Below are 25,351 nucleotides of genomic sequence, written 5' to 3'. Positions count from 1 at the left end.
GTAACGAATCGGAAGTCGATCGAGAGCTGTGCCAAGTCTGTGGTTTACTGACGAAATGGTCGACGCACTCCGCACCGCCGCGGCCGCGAACCCCGGCGCAGGCGAGATCTTCCAGATCCTCCGCGACGGCACCGCTCGCACCAAGGCCGAGCTCGCAGCCATCACCGGCCTCGCCCGTTCGACCGTGGCACTGCGCGTCGACGCCCTGCTCACCGCCGACCTTCTCCGCCCCGCGGGCGAGGCCGTCTCGACCGGCGGGCGTCCGCCGGCGCGGCTGGCCTTCAACTCCCGCGCCGGAGTCGTGCTCGCCGTCGACCTCGGCGCCACGCATGCCACGATCGCCGTCGCGGATCTCGCCGGCGTGATCCTCGATTCGCGCACCCGCACGATCGACATCGCCGACGGGCCCGAGAGCCTGCTCGACGTGATCCTCGCCGACGGGGCGACGCTGCTCGAGACCCCGACCGCCGGGGGCATCCCGCTGCTCGGCATCGGGATCGGCGTCCCCGGACCGGTCGAGCACTCGACGGGTCGGCCGACCAACCCGCCGATCATGCCCGGCTGGGATCGTTTCGACGTGCCCGGTTATGTGCAGCGCACGTTCGACGTGCCCGTGCTGGTCGACAACGACGTGAACATCCTCGCCCTCGGCGAGCACGCGACGATGTGGCCGCACGTCGACGACCTGATCTTCGTCAAGGTCTCGACCGGCATCGGAGCCGGCATCATCGCCGGCGGGCAGCTGCAGCGGGGCGCGCAGGGCTCAGCCGGCGACATGGGGCACGTTCAGGTGCCGAGCGGCGCCGGGTCGACGAGGGAACCCGGCGACGAGCGCGACCTGGAGGCACTCGCGAGCGGGTCGGCTCTGGCGACGGCGCTGCGCGACGCCGGGCACGAGGCGCACAGCCCCGCGGACGTGATCGATCTGGTTCGATCGGGCAACCCGGCCGCCATCGAGGCGACGCGGCAGGCAGGACGCGATGTGGGCGAGGTTCTGGCGACGGTGGTGAACCTTCTCAATCCGTCGATCATCGTGCTCGGCGGAAGCATCGCCCGGGCCGGCGAGCACCTGCTCGCCGGGGTGCGCGAGGTCGTCTACCGGCGGTCCATCCCCCTGGCGACACAGCATCTCGCCATAGTGCAGTCACAGGCGGGCGACAGGGCCGCCGTGCTCGGGGCCGCGATCATGGTCGCCCGCGAGGTGCTCTCACCCGCGAACGTCGACCGCTATGTGGCGACGAAGGCGCGCTGACCGCACCCTCGTCGCCACATCGGCGGATCTCAGAGAGTCGCCTCGAACGGGTCGAAGTCAGCGTCGAGCGAGCCGACCTCGTCGATCGTGCTCGCGACCTGCACGAAGCTGCGCGACTCGGCAGCCTCCTCGATCGACAGCAACGTGTCGAGCACGTGGTAGCCGAACTCACCCGTGGCGACATGCGGCCGGCCGGCGGCGATGGATCGAGCCATGTCGAGCAGACCGACACCGCGGCCCGAGAGCACGCCCTCCTGGACGACGTCGATGACCTCCTGCGTCATGGGCGCCGGCGGGACGAAGGCCTGCGTCAGCGGCCGGGTGATCGTGATCTCGCCCCCGAAGGTGTTGGGGTCGGGGATCACGATCGTGCCCTCCGTGCCGGTGATCTCGACGATGCCCGTGCGCAGCAGCGGCGAGTCGGTGCTGTAGAGGCTCTGCGCCTGTCCGCCCTGCTCGAAGTCCATCAGCACGCTCAGCGTCGACGGGATCTCGACCGGGAACTCCTGACCGGCGAGCTCGCCGACCTGCACGGTGCGGGTCGGGGCGCCCTGAAGGCCGAGGGCGGCGACGGCGGCGACCGGTCCGAACACGTGCACGAGAGCCGAGACGTAGTACGGCCCCATGTCGAGCAGCGGACCCGCACCCTTGGCGTACAGGAACGCGGGATTCGGGTGGAAGATCTCCGGCCCCTGCCACTGGAACGTGGTCTGGGCGAACAGCGGACGACCGATGTCGCCCCGGGCGATCGCGCGCTTCGCCGTCTGCACGCCAGGCCCGAGGACGGTGTCGGGAGCGACGCCGACGCGCAGTCCCGCTGCATCCGCCTTCTGCAGCAGGCGCAGCGATTCGTCGCGGCTGACGCCGATCGGCTTCTCGGTCCACACATGCTTGCCGGCGGCGAGGATCGCCTCGGACACCTCGACGTGCACCGCGGGGATCGTGAGATTCACCACGATGTCGATCTCGGGGTCGTTCAGCACGAGCTCGACGCCGCCCGCCCGCGGGACGCCGTACTTCTCGGCCTGCGCCTTCGCGCGCTCCTCGAGCAGGTCGCCGATCGCGATCATCCGCACATCGGGGAAGGTCGTCAGGTTCGACAGGTACTGGTCGCTGATGTTTCCCGCGCCGATGATGCCGACGCCGACGGGGCCGTTGCCGATCGCCATCAGCCGGCCACCTTCTCGTCGAGGTAGACGCGGCTGCGCTCGATCGCGTCCCAGAGGTCGCCCTCGAAGTGGTCGAACTCCACGATCGCGAGCTCGAGCGCCGGGGCGGCAGCGATGGCCTCGACCAGCGGAACCTCGCCCTCTCCGGCCGCGACCTGGTCGGCGGGCGGGTAGGCGCTCAGCAGCGCGGGGTCGAGCGTACCGTCCTTGGCGTGCACGGCGATGACCCGGTCGCCCAGGCGCTGCAGCAGCGCGACAGGGTCGACGCCGCCGCGGGCGACCCAGTACAGGTCGACCTCGAGCACGACGCGCTCGTCGAGCAGGCCCGCGAGCACCTCGAGTCCGGTGACGCCGTCGAAGACGGCCTCGAGCTCGTGAGCGTGGTTGTGATAGCCGACGCGCACGCCGACGGTGGCGCCCACGGCGGCCGCCTCGTTGAGAAGACGTGCGGTCTCTTCGATCTGCTCGACCGTCTCCCAGCGCGCGGGCTCGGTGTACGGGTCGATGACCGTGTCCATGCCGAGCACCTTCGCCGCGGCGAAGACCTCGGCGGGCGACGGCACGGGGAGCGTGGTTCCGCTGCCGTCGGGGTTCACGAACGACTCGGAGGCGAGGAATGCGTGACCGGAGGGCGCGGTGAGACCGGCGACGGACAGCGCGTCGGCGAGCGGCTGGGCACGGCGCACGAAGTCGTAGGGCTCGACGGCCGTGAAGCCTCTGGCGGCGACCTCTTTCAGCGAGCCTTCGAGGTCGGTCTCGAGCTGATCCTTGATCGTGAACAGCTGGATGGAAGTCTGAATCGCCACGGGGTCTCCTTCGGTCGTCGGTGACGTGCGGGCTGTCTTCGCCCGTCTGTCCGAGCACGCTACCACCAAATACCTCCGCGCGGAAGTTTTCATATCGCTACACTCTCACCATGACCGACGATCAGGATCGCCCGCGCCAGCGCGGTGCGTATGCGAAGGGCATCGCCCGGCGCCAGGAGATCCTCGATCGCGCGATCGAGGTGTTCGCCGCGCGCGGGGCCGACCGCACGAGCCTGCGCTCCATCGCGAGCGCCGTCGGCGTCACGCACTCAGCCCTCACGCACTACTTCGGGTCGCTCGAAGAGCTGCTCGTCGCGGTCTACCAGGAGAGCACGGCGCCGGAGCGTCAGCACCCCGACTCGTTCCAGCCGGACGCGACCCCCGTCGAGCGGATGATCGAATCCGCGCGCACCAACCGCGAGGTCCCCGGTCTCGTGCAGCTGTATTCGATGCTGGTCGCCGCCGCGCTCGAAGAAGGTCACCCCGCCGCCCGCGAGTTCGCGACGACCCGCTTCGCGCGGCTGCGCGCGGACATGGCCGAGGTCGTGCGGGAGCAGCAGGAGACCGGACGCATGCGCGAGGACGTGGATGCCGAGGCCGTCGCCGCCCTGGTCGTCGCCGCCTCCGACGGCCTGCAGACGCAGTGGCTGCTCGACGACACCGCCCCGCAGCACGAGGCGCTCGCGCTGCTCGACCGACTGCTGCGGCCGACCTCTCGCTAGGGTGAAGGGGTGACAGCACCAGGCACTGATCGACGGTCGCCCTACGAGCGCGCGCTCGGCGAGCGCATCTCGGAACTCCACCCGAAGACAGCCTGGTACTTCCGCACGATCCCCGAAGGTCACGTCGGTGTCGGCACCGGGGTCTTCACGACCGCGGGGTCTCGTCATCGCTGGCTGTGGCCCGTGTTCCGCATCGCGGAGTCCCTCGGAGTCGCGTTCGCCGGGTGGGAGCACGACGTGCCGTTCCGCATCGAGAACCGCACGGTCGACGGCGAAGCGCTGGCCGTCAGGCACTTCGACCTTCCCGGGCGCACGTGGGTCATGCCCGATGTCGTCTCCCTCGGCGCGAACCGCATCCTGCGCAACGAGATCGGCCCGCATCGCACGGTCGTCACGACCTTCGACATCGACGTGCACGACGGGGCCGTCGTGCTGACGATCCGCCGCGTCGGGATGCGTTTCGGACGGCTGCGCATCGCCGCACCGAGTTTCCTCCGCCCGCGCATCGGTCTCGTCGAGCGCTGGGATGAGCAGCGCGAGCGGCACCACGTGAACATGACCATCGATGCCCCTCTGCTCGGTCGGGTCTACGAGTACACCGGCTTCTTCGAGTACGCGATCGAGAGCGAGACCCCGTGACAGACCCGACCTCCCTCTCGGCAGGCCCCGTCGTGATCGGCGGCTCGACCGGGTTCATGGGGCAGTACCTGATCCCGCGCCTGCGGTCGGCAGGCCGTGAGGTGATCACGATCTCGCGTTCAGGCGCCGACATCTCCTGGGGCGACCAGGGGGCGATCGATCGTGCCGTCGACGGCGCATCGCTCGTGATCGGCCTGGCGGGCAAGAGCGTGAACTGCCGCTACACACCCGAGAATCGCGCAGCGATCTTCCGCTCGCGCCTCGACACAACCGCGTCGCTGAGCTCCGCCATCTCGAGAGCCGCGAGTCCTCCCCCGCTGTGGATCAACTCGTCGACGGCGACGATCTACCGCCATGCGGAAGAGCGACCCATGACCGAGTCGTCAGGCGAGATCGGCACAGGGTTCTCCGTCGAGGTCGCGAAGGCGTGGGAGCGCGCCCTGTTCGCGGACGATCTGCCGCACACGCGCCGGGTGGCTCTGCGCAGCGCGATCGTGCTGGGCCACGGCGGCGTGCTCGGCCCGCTCAAGAACCTGGCCCGGCTCGGGCTCGGCGGGGCCCAGTACGACGGTTGGTGGCCGATCAGTCGTGCCCGAAGGGCCGCCGGCACTGCGCACCACCCCGGAGCACGCCGCGGGCGGCAGCGGTTCAGCTGGGTGCACGTCGAGGACATCGCCCGCATCATCGACTTCCTCGAGGTGACGCCGACCCTCGATGGGCCGGTGAACGCGGCCTCCCCGAACCCGACGGACAACGCCGACTTCATGGCGACCGTACGGCGGCTGCTCGGCGCGCGCATCGGGCCGCCGATGCCGCGGTGGATGCTCGAGCTCGGCGCCATCGGCATCCGCACCGAGACCGAGCTGATCCTCAAGAGCCGTTGGGTGATCCCCGAGAAGCTCACTGTCGCCGGATTCGAGTTCGCGTACCCGCACCTCGAAGACGCCCTGCGGGAGTCGTTCGACCTCGAGCGCGTCGGCTAGCGAGGAGCGTCAGCGGCGCCGCTCGACGAGTCCCCGCCCTCGCGCCTGCGCTTCTCGATCTCCTGACGCAACCGCCACTCCTCGATCTCACGATCGAGATCGGCGATCTGCTGCTCGGTGCTGCGGGCGTCGACGGGCGGTGTCGGGCGCGGTTCAGGTCGAGCAGCCGCAGGTCGAGCAGCCGGCCGCATGCGGGGGATCCGCGGGATCCGAAGACCGGCCTCGGAGTACTCCCTGCCGATCGCGAACCACAGCAGACTGCCGATCAGCGGCAGCAGGATCACGATGATGACCCACGCCATCTTCGGCAGGTACCTCACCTGCGCGTCGTCTCTCCTGATGATGTCGACCATCGCGGCGACCATCAGCGCGATGACGAGGAGCGAGAACAGGAACGGCATGTGTTCAGGGTAGACGACGCGCGCGTCACCCGCCGGGGCTACGGCAGCAGGTGCCCGGCCGCGCGGAAGAGCTCGTACCACTCGGCCCTGGTGAGCTCGATGTCGGCACCCGCAGCAGCATCCTGCATCCGCTGCGGAGTCGTGGTTCCGAGAACGACCTGCATCTTGGCGGGGTGACGCGTGATCCACGCGGTCGCGATCGCGATCGGCGCGACTCCGTACGACGCCGCCAGTCGATCGATCACAACGTTGAGCTCCGCGTACTCGGGGTTGCCGAGGAAGACACCGGTGAAGAAGCCGCCCTGGAACGGCGACCAGGCCTGGATCGTGATGCCGTTGATGCGGCAGTACTCGACGATGCCGCCGCCGTCGCGGACGACGCTCTGGTCTTCGCCGGCCATGTTCGCCGCCACGGGCTGCGCGAGGATCGGCGCATGTGTGATCGAGAGCTGCAGCTGATTGGCGACCAGGGGCTGCGTGACCGCGGTGCGGAGCAGATCGATCTGCCGAGGCGTGTGGTTCGAGACGCCGAACGCGCGGACCTTGCCTGCGGCCTCGAGCTCGTCGAACGCCCTGGCGACCTCTTCGGGTTCGACCAGCGCGTCCGGACGGTGCAGCAGCAGCACGTCGATGTGGTCGGTGCGCAGCGCCGCGAGGGACCCCTCGACCTGACGGACGATGTGCTCGTACGAGAAGTCGAACGTGCCCTCAGCCGGGTGGATGCCGCACTTGGTCTGCAGCACGATCTCGTCACGCTCTGCGGTGCTCAGACCCAGCGCCTCGGCGAAGCGCCCCTCGCAGAAGTGCATGCTCCCGCCGTAGATGTCGGCGTGGTCGAAGAAGTCGATGCCCGCACTGCGGGCCGTGTCGTAGAGTTCGCGGATCTGAGCGTCATTCTTGTCGTCGATGCGCATCATTCCGGCGACGACGGCGGGGGCGGTGGCGGATCCGAACGGGATGGTCTTCATACCCCCACGCTAGTGCGGGCGAGGGGTGAGCTGCGCGACGGCGATGTCGAGCGCCCGCGCGATCTCGGCCAGATCGGTGACGGTGAAGTCGGCCTCGCCTGCGAGCCTCTCACGCAGCTCGGCGCCGGTGATCCCCACCTGTCGGGAGAGCCACTGAGCGCTGCGACCCGCGCGCAGCAGTTCGTATTCGACCGCGGTCGCCACCACACGTCGCACATCTGTCGTCATTCATAGACAGTATCGCTGCATACGTGGAGCAGCAAGCGTTCCGCGCACCAGTATGACAGCATCCTGGCTTCATCACGGTGCTATCGTGACTCACGTGAAGACACCGGGTGAGCAGTTCAACGCGGCGGTCGGCCGCCAGCTCCGTGCCGAGATCGGCGCTGCGGGCAGCAGCATCGCCGCGATGGCACGGGAGATCGGCATCGCGAGGAGCGCACTCGACAACTACGTGACGGGCAAGCGATCGATCCCGGTTCCCATCGTGTACGCGGTCAGCGCGTCCGTCGACCTCGCGCCCCACATCATGATCACTCGCGCGGAGGAGCGGTTTCGCTCCGAGGTCGAGCGTGGCGGCGCCACGATCACCCCGCTCCGCCCCCGCACCGATGTCAGTGGTCGACGCGAAGATCGATCCGAAGTCGCGTTCGAGTCTCCCCTCGCCCACGCCGACGACACCGACGACCTGTACGACTGACGCCCCTGCGACGAGGAGGACGATGGAAGCCCTCCTCCGCCTGCTCGAAGAGAACGGGCTGCACCTCGTCGAACGCCGGGGTCGCAGCCACGGCGGCTACGAACCCCACACGGCGACCATCCGCGTCGCCCCTGGCCTCAGCCGCAGAGCGACCTGCAGCGTGATCGCGCACGAGCTGGCGCACGCCGTGCTCGGTCACATCCCCACCGCAGATCCGTCGATCCGCGCGCGACAGGAGCGACGCGCCGACGAATGGGCTGCGCGTCTACTGATCAGCGCCGACGCCTATGCCGAAGCCGAGAAGGTGCGAGGCACCCATCCGGCCAGCCTCGCGTTCGAGTTGGGAGTGACCATCGAGATCGTGACCGCCTACCAGCGACTGCTCCGCCGAGTCGGCGACGCCACGTACGTCAGCGCGAAGATGGGCCGAGGCCAGTGGGAGCACCGCACGCTGATCGCGTGATCCGCCACCGGGCGCGGCGCTGATTGAATGGCTGCATGACCTTCCGCACCGCCCCGGCCCCGATCACCCTCACCGGACGCCTCGTCGAACTCCGCCCGTTGGAGACCTCGCATCACGACGGCCTCCTCGATGCGCTGAGCGAAGGCGATCTGTGGAAGCAGGCCTGGTACACCTCGGTTCCCTCTCCCGAGGGTCTCGCCGCCGAGATCGACCGCCGCATCGGTCTGATCGAGAGCGGCGGCATGGTCCCCTTCACGGCGTTCGACGCCTCGGGCCGCATTCTCGGTCTCACCTCGTATTACGACCTCGAAGCAGACGTCCCACGGCTGCACATCGGCTATACGTGGAACCGCCCGTCGGCGCACGAAACCGGCACCAACGCCGAGTCGAAGCTGCTGCTGCTCACGCACGCGTTCGAAGAGCTCGGGGTCTTCAGAGTGGGCTTGACCACGCAGTGGGTCAACTTCCAGTCGCGCGCCGCGATCGAACGCCTCGGCGCGAAGCAGGACGGCGTCATGCGCGCGATCAGCCGATACCGCAACGGCGCGCTGCGCGACAGCGTCGAGTTCTCGATCATCGAGCCGGAATGGCCGGCGGTGAAGGCCAACCTCGAGGCGAGGCTGGCCAGACGGCGCTGACTACTCGGTGGCGTTGCCCGACCAGTTGTCCTTGCGACGAGTGGCCGAACCGCCCGCACGCATCATGAATGCGATCGACAGGCTGGTGACGAGGAGTCCGCCGATGAAGACGATCGCCTGGAAGTCTTCGAGCGACTGCGCGAGCCCCATGAGCCAGATGCCTCCGAGGAAGAGGATCATGAAGAAGATGAAGCTGAGGATCACGGGATCTCCTAGTCGTAGCGGCCGTCATCCAGGATACCGTCTAGCGCAGACGACCCAGCGACGGAACCCCCTGGGCGTTCGCTCCGGACGGTGATTTCGTGAAGTCATGAGCACACGACTGACCGCCCTCGCCATCTCCTGCACACTGAAGCCCTCCCCCGCCGAATCGAGCTCCGACCTTCTCGGTTCGCAGATCCTGTCGGCGCTCGCCGAGCACGGGGTCACGGGCGAACTCGTTCGCGCCGTCGATCACGTCATCAGCCCCGGGGTCGAGGCGGACATGGGCGGCGACGACGAGTGGCCCACGCTGCGCGAGAAGGTTCATGCCGCCGACATCCTCGTGTTTCTGACGCCCACCTGGATGGGTCAGCACTCGAGCGTCGCGCAGCGCGTGCTCGAACGGCTGGACGCCGAGCTGAGCGAGACGGACGACGCGGGCAGGCCTATCCTCTTCGACAAGGTCGCTATCGCCGGCATCGTCGGCAACGAAGACGGCGCACACCACATCGCCGCGATCCTGTTCCAATCTCTGAACGATGTCGGATACTCCGTGCCCGCTCAGGCGTCGATCTACTGGAACGGCGAGGCGATGCAGACCGTCGACTACAAGGATCTCGACGAGACCCCCGAGAAGGTCGCGCAGGCGACCGCGACCGCCGCGCGCAATGCGGCGCACCTGGCACGCCTGCTCAAGACGGACGGCTACCCGGCCGAGTAGCTCAGGACTTCGAGGTGCTCCCGTCGGCGATCTTCGCCTGCACGTAGTCGTCGATCACGAGCTCCCCGGTCGCGTTGAGGGCGTGCATGATCTCTTCGATGCGCGGCTTCTGGATGGCCTGGGGCTCAGCTGAGCTGAAGAGGAACTGCAGGGGGATCGCCGGATGGATCCATACCGTGACACGCCCAGGATCGCCGCCCTCGGGAGGAAGCCAGGTCATCATGAAGCTCTCCTGGCGACGCAGCTTCGTGCCGACGATGACCTTCAGATGAGCCAGCGTCTCGTCGTCGATGAGGATCGGCTCCGATGTGCCGTCGTATCGCAGTCTTCCCATGAAGGAAACCGTACCCCGGGGCGCGCGTCATCGTGTACACGCGTGCGCGGTCAGGGGCGGCGGAACGTCACGACCTCATCACGGCGCGAGCGTTCCACGCTCAACCCCGCGAGTTCGAGCCGTCGGAAGACCCGGCGCGAACGAGAACGCGACGCTCCAGCCGCCGAGCAGCATGAGCAGGAACGGAAAGAAGCTCAGGTCGTCACCCGCGATGGTCCGCACCATCGCGGCGATCAAGAGCAACACTCCCCACGCGAGCGGGGCACGCACGAACCTGCGAGCGATCTCGAGCCTCAGCCGCCTCTCTGAGGTCGCCTCGGGCGCGGTGTCGGTCATCGCAGCAATCCTAGGGTGAGACCCGACGTCATCGCGGGCGCATCGCGCCGCATGCGGCAGTACCGTGGTTCCATGACCGCTCCTGTTGATCCGACACACACTCCCGCCTGGTCCGAGCTCGCCGCGCTGCGCGAGTCGATCACCGCCGATCTGCGAGGCTGGTTCGCCGCCGATGCGCACCGCGCCGAGCGCCTCACGTTCCCCCTCGCCGATCTGCATGTCGACCTGTCGAAGAACCTCATCACCGAGGAGGTGCTGGCGGCGCTGCTGCGCCTCGCCGAGCAGACGGGTGTCGCCGATCGATACGCGGCGATGCTCGAGGGCAGTCACCTCAACACCTCCGAAGACCGGGCCGTGCTGCACACCGCGCTGCGCCGACCGGCCGGGTCCTCCCCCGCGCTCGTCGTCGACGGGCAGGACGTGGATGCCGATGTGCAGGCCGTGCTCGACGCGCTCAGCGCGTTCGCTACCCGGGTTCGCTCCGGCGAGTGGCTCGGCATCACCGGCAAGCGCGTCACGCACGTCGTCAACATCGGCATCGGCGGCTCAGACCTCGGACCGGTCATGGTCTACGAGGCGCTCAAGCCCTACGCGGATGCCGGCATCGAGGCGCGGTTCGTGTCGAATATCGATCCGACCGACCTCGCGCAGAAGACCGCGGACCTCGACCCCGAGACGACCCTCTTCATCGTGGCGTCCAAGACCTTCACCACCCTCGAGACGCTCACGAACGCCCGTCTGGCGCGCGATTGGCTGTGGGCCGGGCTCCTGGCCTCCGGCGCCATCTCCGACGACGAAGACGCCCGCACAGACGCCGTCGCACACCACTTCGTCGCGGTGTCCACCGCTCTCGACAAGGTCGCCGCGTTCGGCATCGATCCGGCCAACGCCTTCGGGTTCTGGGACTGGGTCGGCGGTCGCTACTCGGTCGACTCCGCGATCGGGCTGTCGCTCGCGATCGCGCTCGGCCCAGACGCGTTCCGCGAGCTGCTGGCGGGCTTCCACGCCGTCGACGAGCATGTGCGCACCACCCCGCTCGAGCGCAACGTCCCCGTGCTGATGGGTCTGCTCAACGTCTGGTACGTGAACTTCCACGGCGCGCAGTCGCACGCGGTGCTGCCCTACGCGCAGCAGCTGAGCCGGTTCCCTGCCTACTTGCAGCAGCTCACGATGGAGTCCAACGGCAAGTCCGTCCGGTGGGACGGCACACCCGTCACCACCGACACCGGTGAGGTGTTCTGGGGAGAGCCCGGCACCAACGGCCAGCACGCGTTCTACCAGCTCATCCATCAGGGCACACGACTGATCCCTGCCGATTTCATCGCCTTCGTGAATCCGGCCTACCCGCTGACCGATGGCGGGCAGGACGTGCACGAGCTGTTCCTGGCGAACTTCCTCGCTCAGACCAAGGCCCTGGCCTTCGGCAAGACCGCCGAAGAGGTCGAGGCCGAGGGAACCACGGGAGCACTGGTCGCCGCACGCACGTTCGCCGGCAATCGTCCGACCACCTCGATCTTCGCGCCCGCACTCACGCCGCAGGTGCTCGGCCAGCTCATCGCGCTCTACGAGCACATCACGTTCACCCAGGGCACGATCTGGGGCATCAACTCGTTCGACCAGTGGGGCGTCGAGCTCGGCAAGCAGCTCGCGATGCAGATCGCCCCGGCGATCGGCGGCGACGAGTCGGCGATCGAGGCTCAGGATGCATCGACGAAGGCACTGCTCGCGTACTACCGCGCGAATCGGAAGTAGGTGAAGACCGAGACGCACATGCCGTCGCTCTCACCCCGCGATCCATCGGTCCGTGCGCGTCGACGTCGCCTGCTCGTCAGCGCCGTGCTGGTGGTCGGGGCGGGTCTCGTCACGCACATCTCCGGCACCGGTCCGATAGCGGACTTCGCCGGCGACGCCCTCTACGCGGTGATGATCTACCTCGTCATCGCCATCGCGTTCCCACGCGCCGCCTTCTGGCTCGTTGGAGCGACCGCGCTGGCCCTGTGCACGCTGATCGAGTGCTTCCAGCTCACCGGCCTGCCGGCGCTGTGGGCTCAGACCGTCTGGCCTGTTCGGCTCGTCCTGGGGGTCGGCTTCGACGCGCGCGATCTCATCGCGTACGCGGTGGGTGCCGGCGTCGCGACCCTCGTCGACGTGATGGTCAGCCGACGTCGTCGCGCACACGTCTGACAGATAGAAGAGAGCCCCCCGTGCTTCGCTCGGGGGGCTCTCCTCTGTCTGTGGACCTAAGGGGACTCCGCCATCCGCGCTGCGCTGCGGTGGCTCCCCGAATCACTCAGCCGGATAGACAGACGAGAGCCCCCCGTGCTTCGCTCGGGGGGCTCTCCTCTGTCTGTGGACCTAAGGGGACTCCGCCATCCGCGCTGCGCTGCGGTGGCTCCCCGAATCACTCAGCCGGATAGACAGACGAGAGCCCCCCGTGCTTCGCTCGGGGGGCTCTCGTCTGTCTGTGGACCTAAGGGGATTCGAACCCCTGACCTCCTCGATGCGAACGAGGCGCGCTACCAACTGCGCCATAGGCCCTGACGTCTTCTACGCTATCACGCTCGAAGACCCGTTCGTGCCGCGCGGATCAGCCTGCTGCACGCTTCGCGAGCAGGTCGCGGACGTGCGCCTCGATCTCGGCGTCGTCCACGTATCCCATCTTCGAGAAGGGAGAAGCGGCTGCCGGAGCGGCGGCGGGGATCTGCACGGGTGCCGCGGGTGCCAGGCGCTCGGCACGCTCGCGCAGCTCGGCGAGGCGAGCCGCGGTCCGGCGCTCCTCCTGCGCATCGAACTCTGCTCGCGCGACCTGCGCGCGAGAGCCTGCGACGCTCACCAGCGGCTCGGGCAACGGACGCGGAGTCCACGTCGCTCGACCCTGATCGTGCAGTTCGGGCGCCACCCTCTGCACGGGCTTCTCGGCGACCCGGACGGAACGTCGGGCGGCGCGGGCGGCGACCGCCGACATGCGCTGCAGGGCGTAACCGGCCACGACGATCAACGCGCCGCCGACCCACAGCAGCAGCTGAGCCTGAAGGGCGATCAGCTGCCACACGCCCAGTCCTGCGATGACGAGACCGAGAAGAAGAGTCGAGGTGGCGACGATGCGCACGCGGCGACGAGCGCGTGCCTGGCGGATGACAGGATCAGCCCTCGTTGCCGCGAGCTCTTCACGGAGAGCCATGAGCTCGGCCGCTTCCTTCTCCGACTGCAGGCGCTTCGCGAGCTTCTGCTGCGCGAGAGCGGTCCGCGCGTTGAGCTCGAGGCGCACTTCGCCGGGAGTCTCGCTGGTCTCGGCGAGCACCCGAAGGGCCTGATTCAGGCGGACGGCGTTGCGCTCTGCGGCGTCGTACTGGAAGCGTCCGCGCCACGACGGCAGCAGATAGAGCATCCACAGGAGCACGGCGACGAGGACTATCACTCCCCCGCTCAGCACTGGCCCGTCCATGTCGACAACGGTACGGGAACATCGGTGGTCACGACGCTCAGTGGCAGCGTGTGTCGCGACGAGTTCTGAACTCCGCGGCGTGTCAGAGCGCGAAACGGTCGGAGGGAGGGATCGTCGCGGCGTCGGGAGGCACCTCGCCGTTCAGCCACCTGGCGAGCACACCCTGCGGCACGTCCTCGCGCGTCAGGGCGAACGCGTAGTGATCGCGCCAGTCGCCGTCGATGTGGATGTACCGGCGACGCAGCCCCTCGTAGCGGAACCCGAGCTTCTGCACGACCCTCAGACTCGCGACGTTCTCGGGCCGGATGCAGATCTCCATCCGATGCAGGGCGTACTCCGTGAAGCACGCGTCCGTCGCGAGTGCGACAGCCGTCGGAGTGATGCCCTTGCCCGCGAAGCGCTCGCTCACCCAGTAGCCGATGGTCGCCGAGCACAGCGACCCGCGCGAGACCCCCCAGACGTTGAGCTGCCCGGCGATCTCGCCCTCATACTCCATGACGAACGGATAGCCCGCACCGTCGCGGTACTGCTGCAGCAGACGACGGATGCTGAGCCGCATGTCGAACGAGACCGAGCCGTACGGCACGGTTGCCTCCCACGGCTGCAGCCAGGAGCGGTTGCTCAGCAGCTCGTGCTGCAGAGCCCTCGCGTCCCGGGAGCGCACGAGGCGCAGCTCGATGGGCCCGTGCCGCATCCCCGTCGCCTGATCCATCCGCGCGCCCACGACCGCGACGACGCCTAGAGGCGTTCCGCGAACTCCTTGAGCCACGGACGCAGCTCGGGACCGAGGTCTTCGCGATCGGATGCCAGCTGCACGATCGCCTTGATGTAGTCGACGCGGTCACCGGTGTCATACCGGCGTCCGCGGAAGATCACGCCGACCACACCGGGGCCCTCGGGGCTGGTCGCCAGCTCCTGCAGCGCATCGGTCAGCTGGATCTCTCCGCCCTTGCCCGGTTCGGTGCGCTCGAGCACCTCGAAGATCGACGCGGGAAGCACGTAGCGACCGATGATCGCGAGGTTCGACGGAGCGTCTTCGGCAGCCGGCTTCTCGACGAGGTCGGTCACCCGCACGGCGTCCGACCCCTCGATGTCCTCGACGGCTGCGGCGCCGTACATGTGGATGCTCGCGGGGTCGACCTCCATGAGGGCGATCACGGCGGCGCCGGTGCGCTCGTGCTCCGCGATCATCTCGGTGAGCAGCTGGTCGCGCTCGTCGATGAGGTCGTCGCCCAGAAGCACGGCGAAGGAGCTGTCGCCGACGTGCGTGCGAGCACGCAGCACCGCGTGACCGAGGCCCTTCGGCTCGCCCTGTCGGACGAAGTGGATGTCGGCGAGATCGCTCGAGTGGATGACCCGCGCCAGGCGACCGGTGTCGCCCTTCTCCATCAGCTTCACCTCGAGCTCGGGAACCGAGTCGAAGTGGTTGGAGATCGCGTTCTTGTTGCGGCCGATGATGACGAGGATGTCGTCGATCCCGGCGGAGGCGGCCTCTTCGACGACGTACTGGATGGCCGGCTTGTCGACGACCGGCAGCATCTCCTTCGGCATCGCCTTCGTCGCCGGCAGGAACCGTGTTCCCAGTCCTGCAGCGGGAATGACAGCCTTCATCTTCCTAATACCCATCCACACAGCCTAGTGGGGATGCCACCGTAGACTCGGAGGCATGTCCCATGACGTCGAGCATGAGAAGCGCGCGCTTCGCGCCGAACTCCGCGAGCGCCGCCAGCGGCTGAGCGACGCGCAGCGAGAGACCGCGGCATCCGCCATCACGCAGCGACTCGATGAGTTCGTCGAGTCGCTCGGCGCCCGATCGATCTCGTGCTTCCTCTCGACCACGACCGAGCCGGGCACGAGGGAGTTCGTCACCGGGGCCGTGCGCCGCGGCATCCGGGTCCTGCTTCCGGTGACGCGCGCAGACGGTCTGCTCGACTGGGCGGTGGCGACCGATGACGACGACATCACCGAGGGCCTGTTCGGGCTGCCCGAGCCCACCGGTGAGGTCCTCGGTCCGATCGCGGTCAACGACGTCGATCTGATGGTGATCCCCGCCGCCGCTGTCGACCGCACCGGGATGCGCATGGGCTGGGGGCGCGGATACTTCGACAAGACCATCGGATCGATGGAGAAGTGCCCACCTGTCTACGCAGTCATCTATGATTCCGAGGTACTCGACTTCCTGCCGAGGGAGGTGCACGATCAGCCGGTCTCCGGCATCGTGACTCCGACGCAGACCCTGCACCTGTCGCCGACGCGACGCTGACCCGCGAGGATCGCAATGCCCACCTATGCCTATGCCTGCCGTTCGTGCGGCCACGCCTTCGACGCCGTGCAGAGCTTCTCGGACGACGCCCTCACCGTGTGCCCCGAGTGCGGCGGCGAGTTGCGCAAGCAGTACGGATCGATCGGCGTGACGTTCAACGGATCGGGCTTCTATCGCACCGACTCGCGCGCGGGCTCCGGCGCTTCCGCCCCCGCCCCGGCATCATCGAAGTCGGAGCCGGCCAAGAGCACCACTCCGGCACCCGCGTCGACCAGCACTTCTTCCTGACAACATCGACTCTTCGGAGGCATTCATGCTCAAAGGCTTCAAGGACTTCATCCTCCGCGGCAACGTGATCGACCTCGCGGTCGCGGTCGTCATCGGCACCGCGTTCACGGCGATCGTCACCGCCGTGGTCAACAGCATCATCACCCCGCTCGTCTCGCTGTTCTTCAAGGCCGACGCGACCGGCAACTTCGGTCCGCAACTGACGAGCATCTACGGCGACCAGGTCACGTTCCCGATCGGCGACCTGATCTCGGCGATCATCAGCTTCCTCTCGGTCGCCGTGGTCGTGTACTTCGTCTTCGTCCTGCCGATGAACACGTTCAAGGCGCACGTCGAGGCCCGCAAGGGCACCCCGGCCGAGCAGCCCGAGGAGGAGCCGGCCGCGGCCACCGAGGCCGAGCTGCTCGTCGAGATCCGCGACCTGCTCGCCAGGAACAGCTCGCGCAGCTGACGCACCGTCGTCCTACGACGAAGCGCACGGTCCTGATCGGGCCGTGCGCTTCGTCGTATCCCCTGCGGAGAACTCGGGGCAGTCGCTCAGTAGTGCGGGGGCACGTCCTGCATCAGCTGATCGTCGTTCGGACCCTTCGGGCCCTTCGGCCGATGCGTCTCCTTCGAGACCCGCTCCGGGTCGGTGTCGGTTCCCGCCACCGGAGTCAGCCGGGCCCGTCTCGATCCGACGACCCGAACGACCTTCTGCCGGGGCGCGTCAGGGTCGCGCTCGTCAGTCATTCTGCGGATCTGAGAGATCGATCGGCTGCGTGTCGTTCTCGGCGCGAGCGGCGGATGCCGAGATGCCCAGGACTCCCGCGATACGCGTGGCCGCGGTGACCGGGTCGCTGTAGAGGTCGAACGCATGCACGCGCACGTAGTGCCAGCCGAGGCGACGCAGCACATGCGGGCGCAGTCGGAGCGTCTCGCGCAGCGACTCCCCCCGAGACTCCGGGTCTGACTCGATCACGACCGCCTTGCCGTTGTGCTGGGCGACGAGCGGCAGCAGGCCGCGGTAGTCGACGTCGACGGCCGCGCCGAGGCGACGCAGCTCGCGCGCGAGCGCGAGCGTCAGCGGATCCGCGAGATCCTCAAGGCGCGCATCGCGTGCGCGGGTGGCGAGGCCGCCCAGGATCGACATCAGCGTGGCCGCACCGTACTCGAGGCGACCGTCGTCGAACGAAGAGGGCCGGATCGACGAGACGATGACCATTGATCGCCGCGCGCGGGTCATCCCCACCGTGAGCAGCCGCTCGCCATCCGGCGTCGAGAGATCTCCGAAGTCGCTGAGCACCCGGCCGTGCTTGGTGAGCCCGTAGCCGAGCGAGAAGATCACGCGGTCGCGGCTCTCGGCGACCGACTCCTCGAGAGTGAGCACCGCGAAGGGCTCGGCGGTGTCGCGGCCGACGAAGTCGGCGACATCCGATCGTCCGGCGAAGGCGGAGGTGACCGCGGCGCGCACACGCTCAGCGTGACGTCTGCTCGCCGTGACGACCATCAGAGACTCGTCCGGGCGGTGCACGGCGTGCTCCACGACCAGCGTGACCACGCGCGCGACCTCGGCTTCGGGGCTCTCCACCGCACCCGACACGGGGTCGGGGGCTCCGGTGCCGCCTTCGACATAGTCGACGGTGAGACTGCCACGGCCGAGGTACGAGCCCGCCCAGGGCAGGGAGACGATCTCGCCGCCGTAGAACGCGTCGTTGATGAGCTCGGCGAGGTCTTCGCCGCCGGCGCGGTAGCTGCGCGTGAGGGTCATCACCGGGAGCAGCTCGGAGAGCCGCTCGAACACCGATACCGAGTCGAAGGGAACCTCGTGCTCCCACTCGGACCCGGGGTCGACGGCGACGTGGAACGCGGTCGGCAGCTGCGTGACCGGGTCGCCGAACGCCACGACCTGACGAGCGCGGCGGATCGCCGGGGCGGCCTCTGCCAGGTTGATGGCGGCCGCGTCGACGAGGAGCACCGTGTCGAATTCGACCGAGTCGGGGATCTGCGGCACGAGGTAGGGCGACGAGATCCAGACCGGTGCGAGCACGTCGACGAGGGTGGGCGCAGAGCTCACGATCTCGGCCGTCGTCGTCGCCGGCTGCTTCAGTGCGCGCCTCAGATTCTGGGATTCCTGCGGCTCGTCGACGATCGCGATCTTCCACTGGTTCGCGAGCTGCCACGCGAGCAGCGGGCCCGCCATCGCGGCATGCGCCTCGTCGACGAGACGGAAGTCCCGCTCGAGCCGATCGACCACAGCGGTGTTCGCGCCGAGCAGCGCACGGTCCTCCCGCAGAGCGCGTTCGAGCAGCGTCTGCCACCAGGCGAACTCCAGCTCGTCGCCCACGCGCGACTCGGCGACATGGCGAACGGACAACTCCGCGAGCAGCGGCTCGAGACCCAGTTCGGCCAGCCGATCGCGCAGCTGCGCGCGCTCCACGAGGTTGTCGAAGACATCGGACTTGGCGGCGAGGCCCGCGAGAGTGCGCACGAGTCGCGCGACGGGGAGCGTCGAGAGCGGCTCCCTGCGTCCGAGTGCGACATCCAGCTCTGCGAGCTCGGCGGTGACGCGCTGCCAGGAGGCGTAGACGTCGGCGAGGCCGAGCGGCACCTCGGGTGCGACACCGGCTTCCACGAATCGCTGCCACTGGGTGCGCTGCGCCTGGATGCGCAGCAGCGACTCGTGCATCTCGGTGACGTGCACGCCCGGGCGGACGTACTCCTTGGCGAGTCGACGCAGACGGCGCCGGTTGGCTCCGGACATCGCCGGCGCATCGCGTCGCGAACCGTGGGCCTGGATCAGTTCCCCCAGCGGGCGTTCGAACACGGTGGGGCTGAATCGGTCGAGGGAATCACGGATGCCCTGCAGGAGCCGCATGTACTCGCCGAGCTCGTCGATGGTCGAGAACGGACGCATGTGCGTCTGGGCGATCAGCGCGTAGCCCCGCTCGAGCAGCGCAGGCACGCTCTCGGAGTGCAGGCGCGCCGCCAGCTGATGCGCGGACTTCGCCGCCTCCGTGCTCGAGAAGGTCACGCCGTACCAGGGCGAGTCGTCAGGGCCGAAGCGGAACTCGCCCAGGCGCGCCGCCTGCGCGAGCGCGGCGGCAGCAGACGAGCGGTCATCGGCGAGACGGCGAAGGGTCTCGGCGCTGAGGCGCGCCGTGGTCGACGGCGGAGTGGGCAGCGAGGCGAGCCTCGTGAGGTGGCGCGTGGCGTCGAGCACCGAGGAGTTCGTCCCGGCGACCGGAGCGGTGAGCGCCTGCCGGTAGTCCCGCAGCACGGCGCGCAGACGCACCAGTGCGTCATCGACGTCGCTGACCTTCGGAGCAGTCGCCTTCTCGTTCCGGCCGATCGCACGCACGAGGTCGCGGCGCACACTGGCGGGCGAGACGGCCAGGCTGTCGAGACCGATGCCCGCCAGGCGATGCCGCACGCCGTCGAGGGTCGAGCGCCGAGCCGAGACGACGAGCACGCGCTTGCCGGCACGCACGAGTTCGCCGAGCGCGTTGATCACGGTCTGCGTGCCGCCGGTGCCGGGGAGGGTCGCGACAGTGAGGGAGTGGCCGGCCGCGATCTTCGCGAGAAGCGCCTCCTGCTCGGCATCCGCGTCGAGCAGGAGATTGTCGGATGCCGGCGCGCGGTCATCCGGTCCGGTGTGATGGGGGTCGGGTCTGCGCGCGGAGACCTGCTCGCGGTCGCCCACGTGCCCGGCGAGCGCGTTGAGCACGACATGGTCGAGGCTGCCGCCGTCGCGGGACATCGCGCCGCCGACGTCGGCGAAGGTCGAGACCACGAGCCTCGGCAGCACCGTGAACGTGTCGATCGATCGCGTCGTGGCCCGCAGGCTGTCGATCACCGGCTGCGGCTTGAAGATCCCGCCGTCGTAGGCGAGGGCGGCGAGCGCCGCGGCGTCGATCGTGATGCCGAAGTGCTCGCGCGCGATCCGCACGAGCTCCGGGTTCACCTCGAACGCCCCCTGCAGCTTGAGCTCGAAGTCGGAGTGGTGCCGACGGATCGCCAGCGGCCGCAGCAGCACGGGTGCCGAGAACTCCGCCCCGCCGATGCGCCATCCCGCGACTCCGACCGCGAGATGCACGGCTTCGATGCCTCGGACGGTGCGCAGCTCGGTGTTCTTCGCGGTGATCCGCTCGGCGGCGAGCCTCGCGGTCCGCAGACCGACCTCGTCGCGATAGAGGTTCGACAGCAGGGTTGATTTGCCGGTGATGAACTGCGGAAGGCTGCCGGGGTGAGCCTTCGAGATGTCGATGCCGGACTCGACCGTGTCGCGGAAGTTGACGAGCGGCGATGAGCCGCCGAGGTCGGCGGCCTCCGCACGCAGACGGGTGCGCTCCGCCTCTGCGGCATGCGCGATGCCGATACCGGAGACCGGCTCGTGCAACTCGCCGAGGGTCACTGCGGCATCGGTCGCTGCGTCATCCGCAGCCTTGCCTTCACGTCGCCACACACCTCACACACTAAGCGCGCCTCGCCGCACAGCCGGTATCCCTGGCGGGTTTCGCCGTATTTCCGCCCATCAGAGGCCTGCACCGGGCGCATGCGGACTGCTTCTGCACGCAGGCAGCGAGTCGGCAGGGTCTCCCCCGGTCGCGCTCACGATGATGCCCGTGCCGGATCGCTGCGGTCAGTATGGATGCATGACCTTCCGCTACGACTTCGCACCGACCCCGTTCGGAGACGTCCTCGCCGTGTTCTCCGACGAGGGTCTCGTCCGATTCGACCTCTCGGAATCAGACGACCCTTCGGTTCCCTGGGTTCTCGAGAACGTCTCGGGCCAGCTTCGCGCCGTGCCCGAGCCGGACCCGGGAGCAGCCGACGAGGTCACCGAGCTCCTCGATGCGTACTTCGACGGCTCGCCGGTGCGCTTCCAGGATCATCTGGCGTTCGACTGGCGGCTCGTCGACGGGTTCGCCCGCACCGCGCTTCAGACGATCAGCACGATCGAGTGGGGAGAGACGATGAGCTACGGCGAGATCGCAGCTCTCGCCGGTCGCCCCGGTGCCGCGCGCGCCGTCGGCACCGCCTGCCGCCTCACGCCCTTCTCGATCGTCGTCCCCGTTCACCGCGTGGTGCGGTGGGACGGAACGGCGGGGCAGTACGGCGCGCATCCCGAGCGCAAGAGATTCCTTCTCGACCTCGAGTCGCACCGCTGACCGCACACGACGTGGACCCCGACGTGTAGGCCGTCGGGGTCCACGTTCGCATCACCGCCGGATCAGTGATCCACGGCCTTCTCCGCTCCGAACCCGGTGAGCGAGCGCACCTCCATCTCGGCGGCCAGGAGTGGCGACTCCTTGGTGCGGCTCGTGACGGTTCCGAGCCAGCCGAGGAAGAAGCCGAGCGGGATCGACACGATGCCCGGATTGTTCATCGGCCACAGGACGATGTCGATTCCGGGGATCATCGACGTCGGCGAACCGGAGAACACGGGCGACAGGACGATGAGGATGATCGCCGCCGCAAGACCGCCGTACATGCTCCAGACGGCCCCGCGTGTGTTGAATCGTCTCCAGAACAGCGAGTAGAGGATCGTCGGCAGGTTCGCCGAGGCGGCGACCGCGAAGGCGAGCGCCACGAGGAAGGCGATGTTCTGCCCCTGCGCGCCGATGCCGCCGACGATCGCGAGGATGCCGATCACGACCACCGTTCGCCGCGCGACGCGCACCTCGCCGTCAGGGTCGGGCTCGACCGGGTTGCCCGCGCAGTCCTTCTTGCCCTTCTGGATCACGTTCGCATAGATGTCATGCGCGAACGAGGCGGCTGCCGTGATCGTGAGTCCGGCGACCACGGCGAGGATGGTCGCGAACGCGACCGCCGAGATGAAGCCGAGCAGCACCGGTCCGCCCAGGTACAGCGCTAGCAGCGGAGCGGCGGAGTTCGGTCCACCCGGAGCCGCCGCGATCACATCCGCGCCGACGAGCGCGCCCGCTCCGTACCCGAGCACCAACGTCAGCAGGTAGAAGCCGCCGATGAGCCAGATCGCCCACACCACCGAACGGCGGGCTTCCTTGGCCGTGGGCACCGTGTAGAAGCGCATCAGCACGTGCGGGAGTCCAGCTGTTCCGAGCACGAGAGCCATGCCGAGCGACACGAAGTCCCACGGGTTCGCACCGTACTGCAGCCCCGGCCCGAGGATCGCGTCGCCCTTGTCGGAGTTCGCCACGGCCGCCTCGAGCAGCGTGTTGAGGCTGAACCCGTTGATCGCCAGCACCCAGATCGTCATCGCGATGGCCCCGCCGATGAGCAGGAACGCCTTGACGATCTGCACCCAGGTCGTGCCCTTCATGCCTCCGATGAGGACGTACACGATCATCAGCAGACCGACCACAGCGATCACGATCGACTGCCCGACGCGGCCGTCGATGCCGAGCAGCAGCGAGACGAGGCCGCCGGCACCCGCCATCTGCGCCAGCAGATAGAAGAAGCACACGGCGAGCGTCGTGATCGCGGCCGCCATGCGCACCGGGCGCTGCTTCAGACGGAAGGACAGCACGTCGGCCATTGTGAACTTGCCGGTGTTGCGCATGAGCTCTGCGACGAGAAGCAACGCGACGAGCCAGGCGACGAGGAATCCGATCGAATAGAGGAATCCGTCATAGCCGTTGATCGCGATCGCTCCGCAGATTCCGAGGAACGACGCCGCGGAAAGGTAATCGCCGGCGATCGCGAAGCCGTTCTGCGGCCCCGTGAACGAGCGCCCGGCGGCATAGTAGTCAGCCGCCGTCTTGTTGTTCTTGCTCGCGCGAATAACGATGAACAACGTCACCGCGACGAATGCACCGAAGATCGAGATGTTGAGAATGGGATTGCTCTCGACCTCGACCGCCTGGGTTGCAGTCTGGATCATGTTCATGCCTCCGCCTGCGCCTTCTCGAGTTCGTCACGGATCTCGGTCGCTATCGGGTCGAGCCTGCGATTCGCGAACGCGACATAGCCCATCGTGATCGCGAAGGTGGTGACGAACTGCCCGAGACCCATGAGCAGTCCGACGGTGATATCGCCCCACACCTTCTGCGACATGAAGTCGATCGCGAATGCGGCGAGCAAGACGTAGACGAAGTACCAGATGAGGAAGAACGCCGCGAGCGGGAAGATGAACGATCGCTGCGTCTTCTTCAACTCGCGGAATCGTGGTGATTGCTCGACAGCGATGTAGTCGATCGCTCCCGGCGAATCTGCCGTTGAATGGTCGGTCATGGGGCCTCCTTGCCTCATGTGCTGCGGCTCGCCCCGGTTTCCCAGGCGAATGATAGGGTCGACGCTACGAAACGGGGAACAGCGCCGTCACCCCCGAAAGTAGGTAGTCGTGAGCACATCGACCCAGATGGAATCAGAGACCGAGCTCGTCGCCAGAGCAGTGCGCGAGCTCGCTCAGCGCACCCGGTTCCCCGTCACCTTCGGAGGACTCGTCGACGAGGGTGTCGTCAGCGTCACCAGCATCGTCGGAAATCGCACTCGCAGCCTCGACGGACTGCGAGTGAGACCCGAGCGTGGTCTCGGCGGGCGGGCGATGATGGAGCTGCGCCCTCGGATGACCAGCGACTACGGTTCCTCGCAGCAGATCACCCATGACTACGACGTGTTCGTGCTCGGAGAGGGGCTGCGGACGCTGCTCGCTCTGCCGATCATCGTGAGCGGTCGCCCTCGGGGCGTGCTCTACGCCGGCACCTGGGACACGACACCCGTCGGAGGCGTGACGACCGCTCCGGCGATGCAGGTCGCGCAGTCGGTGGCGGAGGAGCTTCGCGTTCGCGACGAGGTGGAGCGGCGACTGCGCGCGGTGACGCCGGCATCTGAATCCGTCGCGCCTCGCCATCGCGAAGAGCTGCGCGAGAGCTTCGCAGAGCTTCGCAGCATCGGGGCGTCCGTCGACGATGCCGAGCTGCGCGCGCGGATCGCGCAGGTGGAGCAGCGTCTCGTGATGCTCGCGGAGGACGCTGTGCCGACGGGCACCGGACCGATCTCGACCGTTCATCTCTCCCGTCGTGAAACCGATGTGCTCGCCTGCGCGGCCCTGGGGGCGACGAATGCGGAGATCGCCGGCCAACTCGGCCTCCGCGAGGGCACGGTCAAGGCCTACCTCGGAACCGCGATGTCGAAGCTCGACGCGTCGACCCGCCACGCCGCCGTGGCCAAGGCGCGCCGCGCCGGGCTGCTCCCCTGAGCCTTCTGCACGCGCGACAATCGCCGAGCAAGAGCTGCACAGGCACTGCCCAGCGCCGACGGCTATCGTGAATACCGGTCGGTGAACCCCGGCCCCGGACGAGGCAGACCAGTACCCGGTGAGCGAAAAGACTGGTCCGAAAGGACCGTCATGTCGTGGATAGTGCTGATCATCTCCGGAGTCCTCGAGGCCGTGTGGGCGACTGCCCTGGGCAAATCCGAGGGACTCACCAAACTGTGGCCCAGCTTCATCTTCGTGGGCGGACTCGCGCTCTCGATGATCGGGCTCGCATTCGCGATGCGTGATATCGCGACCGGCACCGCCTATGCGGTGTGGGTCGGAATCGGGGTGACACTCACCGTCGTCTGGGCGATGGTCACGGGTGACAGCGAGATCTCCTGGGCGCGCATCCTGTTGCTTCTCGGACTCGTCGGATGCATCGTCGGTTTGAAATTGATCGACCCCGGTCACGAGTAATATCCTCAGACTCGTCAATTCGGAGTATTGTCATTTCCATGGCAAGAAGAATTGTGCACCAGCTGGTAGACGACATCGACGGAAGCGTTCTGGACGTCGGTGAAGGCGAGACCGTGCATTTCTCGCTGAATGGAACCTCGTACGAAATCGATCTGAATACCGCTCACGCAGAGGAATTGCGCGCGGCACTCGAGCCGTATATCTCGGCAGGGCGTCGGGCCGGCTCCGCCGTGTCTGCGCGATCGGCGGCACCTCGCAAGCGTGCCGGCCGCAATCCGGAGGTCGCCGCGATCAGGGCGTGGGCCAACGACAACGGCTACACGCTCTCAGAGCGGGGCCGGATTCCTGCTCCGGTCGTCGAGGCGTACAACGCCGCGCACTGAC

At 68.1% G+C, this 25,351-nt stretch carries 32 protein-coding genes, 1 tRNA gene and 1 riboswitch; of the genes, 17 read left to right on the top strand and 16 right to left on the bottom strand.

The window, feature by feature from the left end; translation table 11 throughout:
- Window positions 1-55 precede the first annotated feature (55 nt).
- Window positions 56-1,252: an ROK family protein gene (locus ACLKOY_RS16880; RefSeq protein ID WP_436454652.1), complete on the top strand. Its 1,197-nt coding sequence runs from the start codon at window positions 56-58 to the stop codon at window positions 1,250-1,252.
- Between the two features lie 29 nt (window positions 1,253-1,281).
- On the opposite strand, the gene ACLKOY_RS16875 is transcribed toward ACLKOY_RS16880, so the two are convergent.
- Window positions 1,282-2,421 (bottom strand): Gfo/Idh/MocA family protein, encoded by a 1,140-nt coding sequence (locus tag ACLKOY_RS16875; protein ID WP_436454651.1) that lies wholly within the window; start codon window positions 2,419-2,421, stop codon window positions 1,282-1,284.
- Entirely contained in the window at window positions 2,421-3,227 is an 807-nt protein-coding gene (locus ACLKOY_RS16870; protein ID WP_436454650.1) for a sugar phosphate isomerase/epimerase family protein, read from the bottom strand. Before ACLKOY_RS16870 ends, ACLKOY_RS16875 begins: the two co-directional genes overlap by 1 nt.
- 110 nt (window positions 3,228-3,337) lie before the next feature.
- On the opposite strand from ACLKOY_RS16870, the gene ACLKOY_RS16865 reads away from it, so the two are divergent.
- Genes ACLKOY_RS16865 through ACLKOY_RS16855 form a run of 3 tightly spaced genes read left to right on the top strand, consistent with a single transcriptional unit; the run spans window position 3,338 to window position 5,571 of the window.
- Window positions 3,338-3,949 (top strand): TetR/AcrR family transcriptional regulator, encoded by a 612-nt coding sequence (locus ACLKOY_RS16865; protein WP_436454649.1) that lies wholly within the window; start codon window positions 3,338-3,340, stop codon window positions 3,947-3,949.
- 9 nt (window positions 3,950-3,958) lie between these two features.
- Entirely contained in the window at window positions 3,959-4,588 is a 630-nt protein-coding gene (locus ACLKOY_RS16860) for a DUF4166 domain-containing protein (RefSeq protein WP_436454648.1), read from the top strand.
- A complete protein-coding gene (locus ACLKOY_RS16855) occupies window positions 4,585-5,571 on the top strand; it encodes an epimerase (protein ID WP_436454647.1) in 987 nt (328 codons plus the stop codon). Before ACLKOY_RS16860 ends, ACLKOY_RS16855 begins: the two co-directional genes overlap by 4 nt.
- On the opposite strand, the gene ACLKOY_RS16850 is transcribed toward ACLKOY_RS16855, so the two are convergent.
- Genes ACLKOY_RS16850 through ACLKOY_RS16840 form a run of 3 tightly spaced genes read right to left on the bottom strand, consistent with a single transcriptional unit; the run spans window position 5,568 to window position 7,168 of the window.
- Window positions 5,568-5,972 (bottom strand): PLD nuclease N-terminal domain-containing protein, encoded by a 405-nt coding sequence (locus tag ACLKOY_RS16850; RefSeq protein ID WP_436454646.1) that lies wholly within the window; start codon window positions 5,970-5,972, stop codon window positions 5,568-5,570. The genes ACLKOY_RS16855 and ACLKOY_RS16850 overlap by 4 nt on opposite strands.
- Window positions 5,973-6,010: 38 nt before the next feature.
- Window positions 6,011-6,940 carry an aldo/keto reductase gene (locus ACLKOY_RS16845; RefSeq protein WP_436454645.1) on the bottom strand — a complete coding sequence of 310 codons (930 nt, stop codon included), beginning with the start codon at window positions 6,938-6,940 and terminating at the stop codon, window positions 6,011-6,013.
- A gap of 9 nt (window positions 6,941-6,949) precedes the next feature.
- The gene (locus ACLKOY_RS16840) at window positions 6,950-7,168 is read right to left on the bottom strand and encodes a hypothetical protein (RefSeq protein WP_436454644.1); all 219 of its coding nucleotides are present in this window, start codon (window positions 7,166-7,168) and stop codon (window positions 6,950-6,952) included.
- Between the two features lie 85 nt (window positions 7,169-7,253).
- Between ACLKOY_RS16840 and ACLKOY_RS16835 the strand changes: the two genes are divergently transcribed.
- The 3 genes from ACLKOY_RS16835 to ACLKOY_RS16825 are packed head-to-tail and all read left to right on the top strand — an operon-like array spanning window position 7,254 to window position 8,741.
- Window positions 7,254-7,640, top strand: coding sequence for a helix-turn-helix transcriptional regulator (locus tag ACLKOY_RS16835; RefSeq protein WP_363575091.1), 387 nt, complete (start codon window positions 7,254-7,256; stop codon window positions 7,638-7,640).
- Window positions 7,641-7,662: 22 nt separating this feature from the next.
- Window positions 7,663-8,103, top strand: a complete 441-nt coding sequence (locus ACLKOY_RS16830; protein WP_363575089.1) for an ImmA/IrrE family metallo-endopeptidase — start codon at window positions 7,663-7,665, stop codon at window positions 8,101-8,103.
- A 35-nt stretch (window positions 8,104-8,138) separates the two neighbouring features.
- Window positions 8,139-8,741 (top strand): GNAT family N-acetyltransferase, encoded by a 603-nt coding sequence (locus ACLKOY_RS16825; RefSeq protein ID WP_436454642.1) that lies wholly within the window; start codon window positions 8,139-8,141, stop codon window positions 8,739-8,741.
- Here ACLKOY_RS16825 and ACLKOY_RS16820 read toward each other — a convergent pair whose 3' ends face one another.
- The gene (locus ACLKOY_RS16820) at window positions 8,742-8,945 is read right to left on the bottom strand and encodes a hypothetical protein (RefSeq protein WP_140037657.1); all 204 of its coding nucleotides are present in this window, start codon (window positions 8,943-8,945) and stop codon (window positions 8,742-8,744) included.
- A 106-nt stretch (window positions 8,946-9,051) separates the two neighbouring features.
- Here ACLKOY_RS16820 and ACLKOY_RS16815 point away from each other — a divergent pair, with 106 nt between their 5' ends.
- Window positions 9,052-9,663 carry a flavodoxin family protein gene (locus tag ACLKOY_RS16815; RefSeq protein ID WP_436454641.1) on the top strand — a complete coding sequence of 204 codons (612 nt, stop codon included), beginning with the start codon at window positions 9,052-9,054 and terminating at the stop codon, window positions 9,661-9,663.
- Between the two features lies 1 nt (window position 9,664).
- Here ACLKOY_RS16815 and ACLKOY_RS16810 read toward each other — a convergent pair whose 3' ends face one another.
- Both ACLKOY_RS16810 and ACLKOY_RS16805 read right to left on the bottom strand, forming a co-directional pair.
- On the bottom strand, window positions 9,665-9,997 hold the full coding sequence (locus tag ACLKOY_RS16810) for a DUF7882 family protein (RefSeq protein ID WP_436454640.1): 333 nt from the start codon (window positions 9,995-9,997) through the stop codon (window positions 9,665-9,667).
- A gap of 78 nt (window positions 9,998-10,075) precedes the next feature.
- Window positions 10,076-10,333: a hypothetical protein gene (locus ACLKOY_RS16805; protein ID WP_436454639.1), complete on the bottom strand. Its 258-nt coding sequence runs from the start codon at window positions 10,331-10,333 to the stop codon at window positions 10,076-10,078.
- 72 nt (window positions 10,334-10,405) lie between these two features.
- Here ACLKOY_RS16805 and pgi point away from each other — a divergent pair, with 72 nt between their 5' ends.
- Together pgi and ACLKOY_RS16795 are read left to right on the top strand one after the other, a co-directional pair.
- Window positions 10,406-12,085, top strand: coding sequence for a glucose-6-phosphate isomerase (gene pgi, locus ACLKOY_RS16800; RefSeq protein ID WP_436454638.1), 1,680 nt, complete (start codon window positions 10,406-10,408; stop codon window positions 12,083-12,085).
- Entirely contained in the window at window positions 12,086-12,517 is a 432-nt protein-coding gene (locus ACLKOY_RS16795; protein WP_436454637.1) for a DUF2809 domain-containing protein, read from the top strand.
- A 281-nt stretch (window positions 12,518-12,798) separates the two neighbouring features.
- Here ACLKOY_RS16795 and ACLKOY_RS16790 read toward each other — a convergent pair.
- From ACLKOY_RS16790 to galU, 4 genes are all read right to left on the bottom strand, one after another.
- Window positions 12,799-12,871, bottom strand: a tRNA-Ala gene (locus ACLKOY_RS16790).
- 49 nt (window positions 12,872-12,920) lie between these two features.
- Window positions 12,921-13,778 (bottom strand): hypothetical protein, encoded by an 858-nt coding sequence (locus tag ACLKOY_RS16785; RefSeq protein WP_436454636.1) that lies wholly within the window; start codon window positions 13,776-13,778, stop codon window positions 12,921-12,923.
- A gap of 82 nt (window positions 13,779-13,860) precedes the next feature.
- On the bottom strand, window positions 13,861-14,472 hold the full coding sequence (locus tag ACLKOY_RS16780) for a GNAT family N-acetyltransferase (RefSeq protein WP_167947883.1): 612 nt from the start codon (window positions 14,470-14,472) through the stop codon (window positions 13,861-13,863).
- A gap of 44 nt (window positions 14,473-14,516) precedes the next feature.
- Window positions 14,517-15,404 (bottom strand): UTP--glucose-1-phosphate uridylyltransferase GalU, encoded by an 888-nt coding sequence (galU, locus tag ACLKOY_RS16775; protein ID WP_363575072.1) that lies wholly within the window; start codon window positions 15,402-15,404, stop codon window positions 14,517-14,519.
- Window positions 15,405-15,444: 40 nt separating this feature from the next.
- Here galU and ACLKOY_RS16770 point away from each other — a divergent pair, with 40 nt between their 5' ends.
- From ACLKOY_RS16770 to mscL, 3 genes are read left to right on the top strand one after another with little or no spacing between them, the layout of a single operon-like run.
- Window positions 15,445-16,041, top strand: a complete 597-nt coding sequence (locus ACLKOY_RS16770) for a 5-formyltetrahydrofolate cyclo-ligase (protein ID WP_436454635.1) — start codon at window positions 15,445-15,447, stop codon at window positions 16,039-16,041.
- A 15-nt stretch (window positions 16,042-16,056) separates the two neighbouring features.
- Window positions 16,057-16,329 carry an FmdB family zinc ribbon protein gene (locus ACLKOY_RS16765; RefSeq protein WP_140037666.1) on the top strand — a complete coding sequence of 91 codons (273 nt, stop codon included), beginning with the start codon at window positions 16,057-16,059 and terminating at the stop codon, window positions 16,327-16,329.
- Window positions 16,330-16,354: 25 nt separating this feature from the next.
- Window positions 16,355-16,780, top strand: a complete 426-nt coding sequence (mscL, locus tag ACLKOY_RS16760) for a large conductance mechanosensitive channel protein MscL (protein ID WP_436454634.1) — start codon at window positions 16,355-16,357, stop codon at window positions 16,778-16,780.
- A gap of 86 nt (window positions 16,781-16,866) precedes the next feature.
- Here mscL and ACLKOY_RS16755 read toward each other — a convergent pair whose 3' ends face one another.
- Window positions 16,867-17,061, bottom strand: a complete 195-nt coding sequence (locus ACLKOY_RS16755; protein WP_436454633.1) for a hypothetical protein — start codon at window positions 17,059-17,061, stop codon at window positions 16,867-16,869.
- On the bottom strand, window positions 17,054-20,773 hold the full coding sequence (locus tag ACLKOY_RS16750; protein WP_436454632.1) for an AAA family ATPase: 3,720 nt from the start codon (window positions 20,771-20,773) through the stop codon (window positions 17,054-17,056). The genes ACLKOY_RS16755 and ACLKOY_RS16750 overlap by 8 nt, the downstream gene beginning before the upstream one ends.
- Before the next feature lie 190 nt (window positions 20,774-20,963).
- Between ACLKOY_RS16750 and ACLKOY_RS16745 the strand changes: the two genes are divergently transcribed.
- The gene (locus tag ACLKOY_RS16745) at window positions 20,964-21,479 is read left to right on the top strand and encodes a methylated-DNA--[protein]-cysteine S-methyltransferase (RefSeq protein ID WP_436454631.1); all 516 of its coding nucleotides are present in this window, start codon (window positions 20,964-20,966) and stop codon (window positions 21,477-21,479) included.
- Window positions 21,480-21,541: 62 nt separating this feature from the next.
- Here the strand turns inward: ACLKOY_RS16745 and ACLKOY_RS16740 are convergent, their stop codons facing one another.
- Window positions 21,542-23,173 carry a solute symporter family protein gene (locus tag ACLKOY_RS16740; protein WP_436454630.1) on the bottom strand — a complete coding sequence of 544 codons (1,632 nt, stop codon included), beginning with the start codon at window positions 23,171-23,173 and terminating at the stop codon, window positions 21,542-21,544.
- A 2-nt stretch (window positions 23,174-23,175) separates the two neighbouring features.
- The gene (locus ACLKOY_RS16735) at window positions 23,176-23,523 is read right to left on the bottom strand and encodes a DUF485 domain-containing protein (protein ID WP_436454629.1); all 348 of its coding nucleotides are present in this window, start codon (window positions 23,521-23,523) and stop codon (window positions 23,176-23,178) included.
- 109 nt (window positions 23,524-23,632) lie between these two features.
- Between ACLKOY_RS16735 and ACLKOY_RS16730 the strand changes: the two genes are divergently transcribed.
- The 3 genes from ACLKOY_RS16730 (at window position 23,633) to ACLKOY_RS16720 (ending at window position 25,350) form a co-directional block, all read left to right on the top strand.
- Window positions 23,633-24,490 (top strand): LuxR C-terminal-related transcriptional regulator, encoded by an 858-nt coding sequence (locus ACLKOY_RS16730; RefSeq protein WP_363575060.1) that lies wholly within the window; start codon window positions 23,633-23,635, stop codon window positions 24,488-24,490.
- Between the two features lie 72 nt (window positions 24,491-24,562).
- Window positions 24,563-24,630, top strand: a riboswitch (guanidine-III (ykkC-III) riboswitch).
- A 10-nt stretch (window positions 24,631-24,640) separates the two neighbouring features.
- Window positions 24,641-24,967: a DMT family transporter gene (locus ACLKOY_RS16725; protein ID WP_436454628.1), complete on the top strand. Its 327-nt coding sequence runs from the start codon at window positions 24,641-24,643 to the stop codon at window positions 24,965-24,967.
- Between the two features lie 38 nt (window positions 24,968-25,005).
- Window positions 25,006-25,350, top strand: a complete 345-nt coding sequence (locus tag ACLKOY_RS16720) for a histone-like nucleoid-structuring protein Lsr2 (protein WP_042539847.1) — start codon at window positions 25,006-25,008, stop codon at window positions 25,348-25,350.
- Window position 25,351: the final 1 nt, after the last annotated feature.

Source organism: Microbacterium sp. K2 (assembly GCF_051365005.1).
In the GTDB taxonomy this organism is placed as follows: domain Bacteria; phylum Actinomycetota; class Actinomycetes; order Actinomycetales; family Microbacteriaceae; genus Microbacterium; species Microbacterium foliorum_B.
The sequence above is the reverse complement of the archived record's forward strand: the minus strand, read 5'-3'. Positions and strand labels throughout refer to the sequence as shown.

Coding starts and splice junctions, on each gene's coding strand:
- ACLKOY_RS16880 (WP_436454652.1), top strand. CDS start 56: ATGGTCGACGCACTCCGCACCGCCGCGGCCGCGAACCCCGGCGCAGGC.
- ACLKOY_RS16875 (WP_436454651.1), bottom strand. CDS start 2,421: ATGGCGATCGGCAACGGCCCCGTCGGCGTCGGCATCATCGGCGCGGGA.
- ACLKOY_RS16865 (WP_436454649.1), top strand. CDS start 3,338: ATGACCGACGATCAGGATCGCCCGCGCCAGCGCGGTGCGTATGCGAAG.
- ACLKOY_RS16850 (WP_436454646.1), bottom strand. CDS start 5,972: ATGCCGTTCCTGTTCTCGCTCCTCGTCATCGCGCTGATGGTCGCCGCG.
- ACLKOY_RS16845 (WP_436454645.1), bottom strand. CDS start 6,940: ATGAAGACCATCCCGTTCGGATCCGCCACCGCCCCCGCCGTCGTCGCC.
- ACLKOY_RS16840 (WP_436454644.1), bottom strand. CDS start 7,168: ATGACGACAGATGTGCGACGTGTGGTGGCGACCGCGGTCGAATACGAA.
- ACLKOY_RS16830 (WP_363575089.1), top strand. CDS start 7,663: ATGGAAGCCCTCCTCCGCCTGCTCGAAGAGAACGGGCTGCACCTCGTC.
- ACLKOY_RS16825 (WP_436454642.1), top strand. CDS start 8,139: ATGACCTTCCGCACCGCCCCGGCCCCGATCACCCTCACCGGACGCCTC.
- ACLKOY_RS16815 (WP_436454641.1), top strand. CDS start 9,052: ATGAGCACACGACTGACCGCCCTCGCCATCTCCTGCACACTGAAGCCC.
- ACLKOY_RS16810 (WP_436454640.1), bottom strand. CDS start 9,997: ATGGGAAGACTGCGATACGACGGCACATCGGAGCCGATCCTCATCGAC.
- ACLKOY_RS16805 (WP_436454639.1), bottom strand. CDS start 10,333: ATGACCGACACCGCGCCCGAGGCGACCTCAGAGAGGCGGCTGAGGCTC.
- pgi (WP_436454638.1), top strand. CDS start 10,406: ATGACCGCTCCTGTTGATCCGACACACACTCCCGCCTGGTCCGAGCTC.
- ACLKOY_RS16785 (WP_436454636.1), bottom strand. CDS start 13,778: ATGGACGGGCCAGTGCTGAGCGGGGGAGTGATAGTCCTCGTCGCCGTG.
- ACLKOY_RS16780 (WP_167947883.1), bottom strand. CDS start 14,472: ATGCGGCACGGGCCCATCGAGCTGCGCCTCGTGCGCTCCCGGGACGCG.
- galU (WP_363575072.1), bottom strand. CDS start 15,404: ATGGGTATTAGGAAGATGAAGGCTGTCATTCCCGCTGCAGGACTGGGA.
- ACLKOY_RS16770 (WP_436454635.1), top strand. CDS start 15,445: ATGTCCCATGACGTCGAGCATGAGAAGCGCGCGCTTCGCGCCGAACTC.
- ACLKOY_RS16765 (WP_140037666.1), top strand. CDS start 16,057: ATGCCCACCTATGCCTATGCCTGCCGTTCGTGCGGCCACGCCTTCGAC.
- mscL (WP_436454634.1), top strand. CDS start 16,355: ATGCTCAAAGGCTTCAAGGACTTCATCCTCCGCGGCAACGTGATCGAC.
- ACLKOY_RS16755 (WP_436454633.1), bottom strand. CDS start 17,061: ATGACTGACGAGCGCGACCCTGACGCGCCCCGGCAGAAGGTCGTTCGG.
- ACLKOY_RS16745 (WP_436454631.1), top strand. CDS start 20,964: ATGACCTTCCGCTACGACTTCGCACCGACCCCGTTCGGAGACGTCCTC.
- ACLKOY_RS16740 (WP_436454630.1), bottom strand. CDS start 23,173: ATGATCCAGACTGCAACCCAGGCGGTCGAGGTCGAGAGCAATCCCATT.
- ACLKOY_RS16735 (WP_436454629.1), bottom strand. CDS start 23,523: ATGACCGACCATTCAACGGCAGATTCGCCGGGAGCGATCGACTACATC.
- ACLKOY_RS16725 (WP_436454628.1), top strand. CDS start 24,641: ATGTCGTGGATAGTGCTGATCATCTCCGGAGTCCTCGAGGCCGTGTGG.
- ACLKOY_RS16720 (WP_042539847.1), top strand. CDS start 25,006: ATGGCAAGAAGAATTGTGCACCAGCTGGTAGACGACATCGACGGAAGC.